The sequence below is a fragment of the uncultured Pseudacidovorax sp. genome, assembly GCF_913773995.1.
Lineage (GTDB): Bacteria > Pseudomonadota > Gammaproteobacteria > Burkholderiales > Burkholderiaceae_C > Xenophilus.
In genome coordinates, this window is the sequence record NZ_CAJYES010000075.1 from 40,846 (window position 1) to 49,042 (window position 8,197).

Below are 8,197 nucleotides of genomic sequence, written 5' to 3' on the forward strand. Positions count from 1 at the left end.
GCTATTTGTTCGCCCTTGGTCTGTCATGGCCCAGCGATCCCGATTGTCTGAACAAGCCGCCTAAGCGTCCGCTCAACCGTATGGTTCACCCAGCGGCGGACGCTCGCCCCACATCATCCACCCCGCGCCTAGAATCGCCCCCGCTCCGGGGTGCACGTATGGCGTGCTGAGACGGCGGACCTGACCGCCGGAACCGCGAACTTGATCTGGTTAGTACCAGCGTAAGAAGAGCTGCAGCGCCAAGGCGCGTGTGTCCGTCCATCCGTCCGTCGATCCATCGGCGGGGCCGGGCCCACTCGCATCCCCCTTGGCGCCGATGGCGGGGCATCCATCCACCCATGTGCTTTGGAGAGTCCGCCCCATGAACGCCCCCGACAAGTTCGCCCATCTGCTCGCGCTGACGCGTGAGCCCTTTCCCGCTTCCATCAAAGGCCGCATCGCCGGCAGCCGGCCCGACCTGCAGGTGCCGGTGCGCGACGTGCGCCTGACCAACGGCGAGACGGTGTCGCTCTACGACACCTCCGGCCCCTACACCGACCCCAACGCCGAGATCGACGTGCGCCGCGGCCTGGCCGGCGTGCGCGCGGCCTGGATCGACGAGCGCGGCGACACCGAGAGCTACGAAGGCCGCATCCGCCAGGCGCTGGACGACGGTGCCAAGCATGCCGAGCAGCAGGCCCCGCAGGAGCACGAGCGCATCACCCAGCTGCGCGCCGAGGCCGCGGCGCTCCAGCGCCAGCCGCGCCGCGCCAGGAGCGGCATGAACGTCACGCAGATGCACTACGCCCGCCGCGGCATCGTCACGCCCGAGATGGAGTACGTGGCCCTGCGCGAGAACGGCCGCCGCGAATGGATGGCCGAGTACCTGGCCGACGAGGAGCGCGCACGCCGCGTGGCGGGCAACCCGCTCGGTGCGTCGATCCCCAAGATCATCACGCCCGAGTTCGTGCGCGACGAGGTGGCCCGCGGGCGCGCCATCATCCCGGCCAACATCAACCACCCCGAAGTCGAGCCGATGGCCATCGGCCGCAACTTCAAGGTCAAGATCAACGCCAACATCGGCAATTCGGCCGTCACCTCCAGCATCGAGGAAGAGGTCGAGAAGCTGGTGTGGGCCATCCGCTGGGGCGCGGACAACGTGATGGACCTGAGCACGGGCAAGAACATCCACACCACGCGCGACTGGATCGTGCGCAACTCGCCGGTGCCCATCGGCACGGTGCCGATCTACCAGGCGCTCGAGAAGGTGGGCGGCGTGGCCGAAGACCTGACCTGGGCCATCTTCCGCGACACGCTGATCGAGCAGGCGGAGCAGGGCGTGGACTACTTCACCATCCACGCCGGGCTGCGGCTGCCCTTCATCCCGATGACGGCCAGGCGCATGACGGGCATCGTCTCGCGCGGTGGCTCGATCATGGCCAAGTGGTGCATCGCGCACCACCGCGAGAGCTTCCTCTACGAGCACTTCGAGGAGATCTGCGACATCATGAAGGCCTACGACGTGAGCTTCTCGCTGGGCGACGGCCTGCGCCCCGGCTGCGGCGCCGACGCCAACGACGAGGCGCAGTTTGCCGAACTGCGCACGCTGGGCGAGCTGACGCAGATCGCCTGGAAGCACGACGTGCAGACCATGATCGAAGGCCCGGGCCATGTGCCGATGCACATGATCCAGGCCAACATGGACGAGCAGCTCAGGCATTGCCACGAGGCGCCGTTCTACACGCTGGGTCCGCTGACCATCGACATCGCCCCGGGCTACGACCACATCGCCTCGGCCATCGGCGCGGCCATGATCGGCTGGATGGGCACGGCCATGCTGTGCTACGTGACGCCCAAGGAGCACCTGGGCCTGCCCGACCGCGACGACGTCAAGCAGGGGATCATTGCGTACAAGATCGCGGCCCACGCCGCGGACGTAGCCAAGGGTCACCCCGGCGCCCGTGCGCGCGACGACGCACTGAGCAAGGCGCGCTTCGAGTTCCGCTGGGAAGACCAGTTCAACCTGGGCCTGGACCCGGACACGGCCCGCGACTTCCACGACGAGACGCTGCCCAAGGATTCGAGCAAGGTGGCGCACTTCTGCTCGATGTGCGGGCCCAAGTTCTGCTCGATGAAGATCACGCAGGAAGTGCGCGAGTACGCCGCGCAGGGCATGGCCGACAAGTCGCGCGAGTTCCGCGAAGGCGGCGGCGAGTTCTACGTGCCGATCCAGCCGGCCAAGGGCTGAGGCCGGGCGGCGGCGGGCTCAGCCGCCCGCCGCCGGCTTTGCTGGTCTGACCGACAGCTGCGTAGGACGCGGCTGACAGCCTGCCGTGCTTCGGGAGGATCACGGTTTGCGCATGACCCATCCTGCACTCAAACTCATCGTGGAGGAGCCGCAACCCGGCGCCTTCGTCTGGAAGCTCCAGCAGACCGACGCCGACGGCCAGCCGATGCGCACCGTGCGCGAGGGCGAATCGCCGGCCGACAGCTACGAAGCCGCACTGGCCAGCGGCACGCGCGCGCTGCAGACCGCCTTGCGCGAAGGCGAGACCTCCCCCGCTTGATGGCCGGCGCGGTGCCCGGTCCCCGCACCTCTTTGACCAGAGCCGGCGCGCGCTGACGGATTGATGCCTACCGCACCCCAAGAAAGGGCGCGAGCGGCGGCGGATTGTCCCCATGCGGGAGACAAAGTAATTCCTTTTGCAGGATTTATCGGCGGGCGTCCCTGCGGCACACTTTCGGCTGCCCGCGCGCGACCGGTTCCCTACCGTTTCGTCGCCACCCGAGCGCGAGGCGTCACCTGCGGGGACCGTCCATGCACATCGCTTCCGTTTTCGTCTCTGCCCGCCGTGGCGCCGGCCTGCTCGTCGGTGCCGGGCTGGCCCTGGCGCTTGCTGCGCCGCTGGTGCAGGCGCAGGAGCCCAATGCGCTGACGCCCTTCTCGACCGCCGCCGGCGCGGTCCCGCCCGCACCCTGGCACTTCAGCACGCTGCCCAACAAGACGCCCACCCACTTCGACGTCGTCTCGGAAGACGGGCGCCGCGTCCTCAAGGTCGAGGCCAACGATTCCTATGGCCTGCTGTCGCACCGCGTGCAGGTGCCCTTGAACGAGTCGACGGTGCTCAGCTGGCGCTGGCGCGTCGATCAGTTCGTCGATGGCGCCGACCTGCGCACCCGCACGGGTGACGATGGCGCGGCCAAGCTGTGCGTGTTCTTCGACTTCCCGGCCGACCGCCTGCCGCTGCTGGAGCGCACGCGCCTCGGGGCGGCGCGCACCGTCTCGGGCGAAGACGTACCCAGCGAAGCCCTGTGCTACGTGTGGGACGCCAAGGAGGCCAAGGGCCAGATGCTGGTCAACGCCTTCACAAAGCGCATGCAGATGGTGGTGCTCGAATCCGGCCCCGCCGCCCAGCCCGGCGCCTGGGTGAGCGAGCGCCGCAACGTGCTCGCCGACTACCGCCGCGCCTTCGGCAGCGAGGCACAGGGCGCGACGCCCGGCGTGGCGGCGGTGGTGGTTTCGGCCGATGCCGACAACACGCACGGCCACGGCCTGGCGTACTTCTCCGACCTGAGCCTCGTCGGCTCGACCGCGGCGCGCGCCGAGGCGCGGCCCACGGCCAGCGGCACAGCCGAATAGCGGAGCTGCCATGAACGACCTCATCTCGCTGCTCGCCACCCAGGGCCCCGCCGTGGTCCTGGTGGTGACGCTGGCTGCGCGGCTCGGCGCACCGGTCCCGGCCGTGCCGTTTCTGGTGGTGGCGGGTGGCCTGGCGATGGGCGGCTCGGCGCTGAATGCCGTGGCCATCGTCCTCGCCTCGCTGCTGGGCAACATCCTGGGCGACGGCGCCTGGTTCCTGGCCGGGCGGCGCTGGGGCTATGCCGTGATGCGGCTGCTGTGCCGCGTTTCGCTCTCGGCCGACACCTGCGTCTCGCGCAGCGAAGCGATCCTCGGCCGCTGGGGCGGCCTGTCGCTGATCGCGGCCAAGTACGTGCCTGGCGTGTCGGTGGTGGCACCGCCCATGGCGGGCGCGCTGGGCATGTCGAACGCCCGCTTCCTGGCCTTCGAGACGGCCGGCGCCCTGGTCTGGACGCTGGGCTACCTGCTGCTGGGGGCGGTGTTCCATGCCGCCATCCGCGACGTGCTGGCGGTGCTCGCCAACGTGGGGCTGGCCGCCACCGTGCTCGGCGGCGTGCTGCTGGTGGCCTTTCTGCTGTGGCGCTACCAGCAGCGCCGGATGGCCCGCCGTGCCGACGACATCGTGACCATCAGCGTCGATGCGCTGCGCGCCGCACTGGCGCAGGGGAATGCGCCGACGGTGCTCGACATGCGGGGCGAACCGGTGCGGGCGATCGACCCGCGCGCCATTCCGGGCGCGGTCGGCTTCGCGCTGCGAGAGCTTCCGCAGGCACTCGGCCCATTGGCCGATGGCCGCGAGCTGGTGGTGTTCTGCGACTGCCCGGACGATGCCTCGGCCGTCGCGGCAGCGCGCGTGCTGATGGCCGCCGGACTGCCCCGGGTGCGCGTGCTGGAAGGCGGCCTCTCGGCCTGGACGGCCTCCGACCTCGCCGGCCGGGTGGAGGTGGTCGAGGTGCCCGCGCCGGTCGTTCCCGCGTCGCTGGGCGCGAGCGGCGCGGCCTGAGCGGGCGGGGTCGCGCCCGTCGTACAGCACGGACGGTGCACGGCGCCGGCCTCGGATGCGCCGCGGGGCCGCGCCGGAAGCAAGGCGTTTTCGTGGCACCCTCGCCCCATGCAAGCGCTTCTCGATGCCATCCATCACCTGCAACCGGGCGCCGACGCGCACCGCATCTTCCACGGCCGCGGCGGCCTGTACGCCGGCTGCGAACACCTGACGCTGGACGCCTACCCGCCGGTCTTCGTGCTCACCAGCTTCAGGCCGCTGGCCGACGACGAACTCGCGCAGGTGGGCGATGCGTTGCAGGCCCGCTGGTCGCAGGTGGCGCCCGGCGAGCCGCTGAACTGGGTCTACCAATGCCGCCACGAGGGTCGCAGCGAGACGCGGCTGATGGCCGGCGCCGTGCCCGAGCCGCATGTGGTGAGCGAAGACGGCGCCCGCTACCGCGTGCATGTGCTGCGTGGCCAGAACCACGGCCTCTTCCTCGACATGGCCGAGGGGCGGCGCTGGGTGCGGGCGCATGTCGCGGCCCGGCCGGGCGCCGCGGTGCTCAACCTCTTCGCCTACACCTGCGCCTTCTCGGTGGTGGCGCTGCAGGCGGGCGCGGGCCGCGTGGTCAATGTGGACATGAGTGCGGGCGCCATCGCCATCGGCCAGCAGAACCACCGGCTCAATGGCGTGGAAGGCGGCGCCAGCTTTCTGCCGCACGACCTGTTCAAGACCTGGGGCAAGGTCACGCGCGGCGGGCCCTACGACCTGGTGGTCGTCGATCCGCCCAGCTACCAGAAGGGCAGCTTCGTGGCGACCAAGGACTATGCGCGGCTCATGCGCCGCCTGCCCGAGTTGTTGGCGCCGGGCGGCCATGCGCTGCTGTGCCTCAACGCGCCGGAGCTGGGCGTGGCCTTCCTGCAGGACCAGATGCGCGAGCTGGCGCCATCACTGCAGTTCGTCGAGCGGGTGGCCAATCCGGCGGCGTTCGCGGACGTGTCGGCCGACCGGGCTTTGAAGGTGCTGGTGTACGCGGCGCCCGCGGGCGCGTAGTTCGCCGGGGGCTTGCGTGCCGGTGCGCCCGGGCGCACTCAATGCGCGGGGCCGAGGCCAGGCGATGACTGCGCCGCTCAGGCCTCAGGCTTCTGCTGCGCCGCCGCGGCCCGGAACGCACCCGGGCTCTGTCCCGTCCATTCCCGGAAGGCGCGCGAAAAGCTCTTCTCGTTGCGAAAGCCCACCGCCAGCGCCACCTGCTTGACCGGCCGCGCCGTGCGCTGCAGCAGCTAGATGGCCTGCTGCTGGCGCACCTCGTCCTTCAGGCCCTGCAGGCTCAGCCCTTCGGCCAGCAACTGCCGGTGCAGGGTGCGGCTGGAGATGTGCAGCAGCGCCGCCAGGCCCTCCGCGGTCGCGGCCTGCGCGCCATGGGTGCGCAGCGCCTCACGCACGCGCTGGCCCAGCAGCCGGTCGCGCCGGTACTGCAGCACGGTCAGCGGCAGGGCGCGGCGCAGCATGGTGCGCAGGGCGGCCTCGTCGCGCAGCAGCGGCAGCGCCAGGTAGCGCGCGTCGAAGCGAAAGCCCGCCCGCGTCGCGCCGAAGTGGATGCGGCCGCTGAACATCAGCCCGTAGGCATCCGCATGCGGGGGGGCGTCGAAGGGAAAGTGCGCCTCCTGCAGCCACAGCCGCGAGTCGATGGCCCAGCTGGCAAAGCCATGCAGGAAGCGCAGGCTGGAGACCAGGCAGAACTCACGGAAGCTGCCGAGTGGGCGCCGCTCCTCGATCCACACCGAGGCGACCTCGCCCTCCACCTCCAGCCGCAGCGCAATGTCGTCCACCAGCAGCCGGTGGTGGCGGCACCAGCGCTTGATGGCCACGCCCAGGTCCGGCGCGGTGATCGAAGCGCGGCACAGCATGCCGTGGCTGCCCCAGGGCAGGCGTCGGCTGAACCAGCCCAGGGCCTCGTCGTCCAGCTCCTGCATCGCATGCTCGTTGAGCGCCTCGAACTGCGCCGCGGTGACGCGGGCCTCGGGCCGCCACAGCTCGCGCGGCGTGATCTGTGCCGCGCGCAGGGCCGCGCCGGGGTCCACGCCATAGCGGGCATAGCCCTGCACGATGGCTCGCACGAAGGCCATCGGCGTGGCCGCACGCTGGGGTTTGAGGAAGCGGGGAGAGGGCATCTAGTGGATAACCCGAGACATCGGTCGATGGCGGGATTTGCAACCATTGTGTCGCCAAATGCGAATCCCCCAGGCGTAAGCTGGACCGGCTTTCGCACACTTTCCACGGAGACGACGCATGTCCGCACAACGCCTGCCCGGCCTGGACTTCGGCCTGGGCGACACCATCGACGCCCTGCGCGAGGCCATCGCCGATTTCTGCGCCCACGAGATCACGCCGCGTGCCGCGGACATCGACCGCGAGAACCTCTTTCCGCGCGACCTGTGGGCCAAGCTCGGCAGTCTGGGCCTGCACGGCATGACGGTGAAAGAAGAATTCGGCGGCACCGAGTTGGGCTACCTGGCCCACATCGTCGCCATGGAAGAGGTGTCGCGCGCCTCGGCCTCGGTGGGCCTGTCGTACGGCGCGCATTCCAACCTGTGCGTCAACCAGATCCATCGCAACGGCAGCGAGGCGCAGAAGAAGAAGTACCTGCCCAAGCTCGTCAGTGGCGAACACGTCGGCGCGCTGGCCATGAGCGAACCCAATGCCGGCTCCGACGTGGTGAGCATGAAGCTGCGCGCCGACAAGAAGGACGGCTACTACGTCCTCAACGGCAGCAAGATGTGGATCACCAACGGCGGCGATGCCGACACGCTGGTCATCTACGCCAAGACCGAGCCCGAGATGGGTGCGCGCGGCATGACGGCCTTCCTGGTCGAAAAGGGCTTCAAGGGCTTCAGCGCCGGCACCAAGCTCGACAAGCTGGGCATGCGCGGCAGCAACACCTATCCGCTGTTCTTCGACAACTGCGAGGTGCCCGAGGAGAACATCCTGGGCGGCGAGGGCAACGGCGCCAAGGTGCTGATGAGCGGCCTGGACTACGAGCGCGCCGTGCTCTCCGGCGGGCCGCTGGGCATCATGGCCGCCTGCATGGATGCGGTGATTCCGTACGTGCACGAGCGCCAGCAGTTCGGCCAGGCCATCGGCGAGTTCCAGCTGATGCAGGGCAAGGTCGCCGACATGTACAGCACCTGGCAGGCCTGCCGCGCCTACGTGTACGCGGTGGGCCGCGCCTGCGACACGGCCGACCATGCGCGGACCTTCCGCAAGGACGCGGCCGGCGCCATCCTGTACGCGGCCGAGAAGGCCACCTGGATGGCCGGCGAGGCGATCCAGGCCCTGGGCGGGGTGGGCTACACCAAGGACTTCCCGGTCGAGCGCCTGTGGCGCGACGCCAAGCTCTACGAGATCGGCGCCGGCACCAGCGAGGTCCGCCGCATGCTGATCGGCCGCGAGCTGTTCGCAGAAACGGCCTAGCCTTTGCTCCCTCCCCCTCTGGGGGAAGGTTGGGATGGGGGCCTGCCACGGCTGCAAGCGCGGCGCCACGGTCGAATGCCGCGGCCCCCACCCCTGCCCTCCCCCAGAGGGGGAGGGAG

6 protein-coding genes, 1 pseudogene and 1 riboswitch are annotated in these 8,197 nt (G+C 70.1%); of the genes and pseudogenes, 6 read left to right on the forward strand and 1 reads right to left on the reverse strand.

All coding sequences use genetic code 11. The annotated features are described in order from the left end of the window. Positions 1 to 136 precede the first annotated feature (136 nt). Positions 137 to 245: riboswitch (TPP riboswitch) on the forward strand. A gap of 116 nt (positions 246 to 361) precedes the next feature. From thiC to QZ772_RS06480, 5 genes are all read left to right on the forward strand, one after another. Then, positions 362 to 2,227, forward strand: coding sequence for a phosphomethylpyrimidine synthase ThiC (thiC, locus tag QZ772_RS06460; RefSeq protein WP_295524128.1), 1,866 nt, complete (start codon positions 362 to 364; stop codon positions 2,225 to 2,227). 112 nt (positions 2,228 to 2,339) lie between these two features. Then, the gene (locus QZ772_RS06465; RefSeq protein ID WP_295524129.1) at positions 2,340 to 2,546 is read left to right on the forward strand and encodes a hypothetical protein; all 207 of its coding nucleotides are present in this window, start codon (positions 2,340 to 2,342) and stop codon (positions 2,544 to 2,546) included. Between the two features lie 251 nt (positions 2,547 to 2,797). Then, positions 2,798 to 3,619, forward strand: a complete 822-nt coding sequence (locus QZ772_RS06470) for a DUF3047 domain-containing protein (RefSeq protein ID WP_295524131.1) — start codon at positions 2,798 to 2,800, stop codon at positions 3,617 to 3,619. A 10-nt stretch (positions 3,620 to 3,629) separates the two neighbouring features. Next, positions 3,630 to 4,622, forward strand: coding sequence for a VTT domain-containing protein (locus tag QZ772_RS06475; RefSeq protein WP_295524133.1), 993 nt, complete (start codon positions 3,630 to 3,632; stop codon positions 4,620 to 4,622). Positions 4,623 to 4,730: 108 nt separating this feature from the next. Next, a complete protein-coding gene (locus QZ772_RS06480; protein WP_295524135.1) occupies positions 4,731 to 5,657 on the forward strand; it encodes a class I SAM-dependent methyltransferase in 927 nt (308 codons plus the stop codon). A gap of 77 nt (positions 5,658 to 5,734) precedes the next feature. On the opposite strand, the pseudogene QZ772_RS06485 reads toward QZ772_RS06480, so the two are convergent. Further along, positions 5,735 to 6,778: pseudogene (locus QZ772_RS06485) on the reverse strand (AraC family transcriptional regulator). A gap of 118 nt (positions 6,779 to 6,896) precedes the next feature. On the opposite strand from QZ772_RS06485, the gene QZ772_RS06490 reads away from it, so the two are divergent. Beyond that, positions 6,897 to 8,078: an isovaleryl-CoA dehydrogenase gene (locus QZ772_RS06490; RefSeq protein ID WP_114804611.1), complete on the forward strand. Its 1,182-nt coding sequence runs from the start codon at positions 6,897 to 6,899 to the stop codon at positions 8,076 to 8,078. Positions 8,079 to 8,197 lie beyond the last annotated feature (119 nt).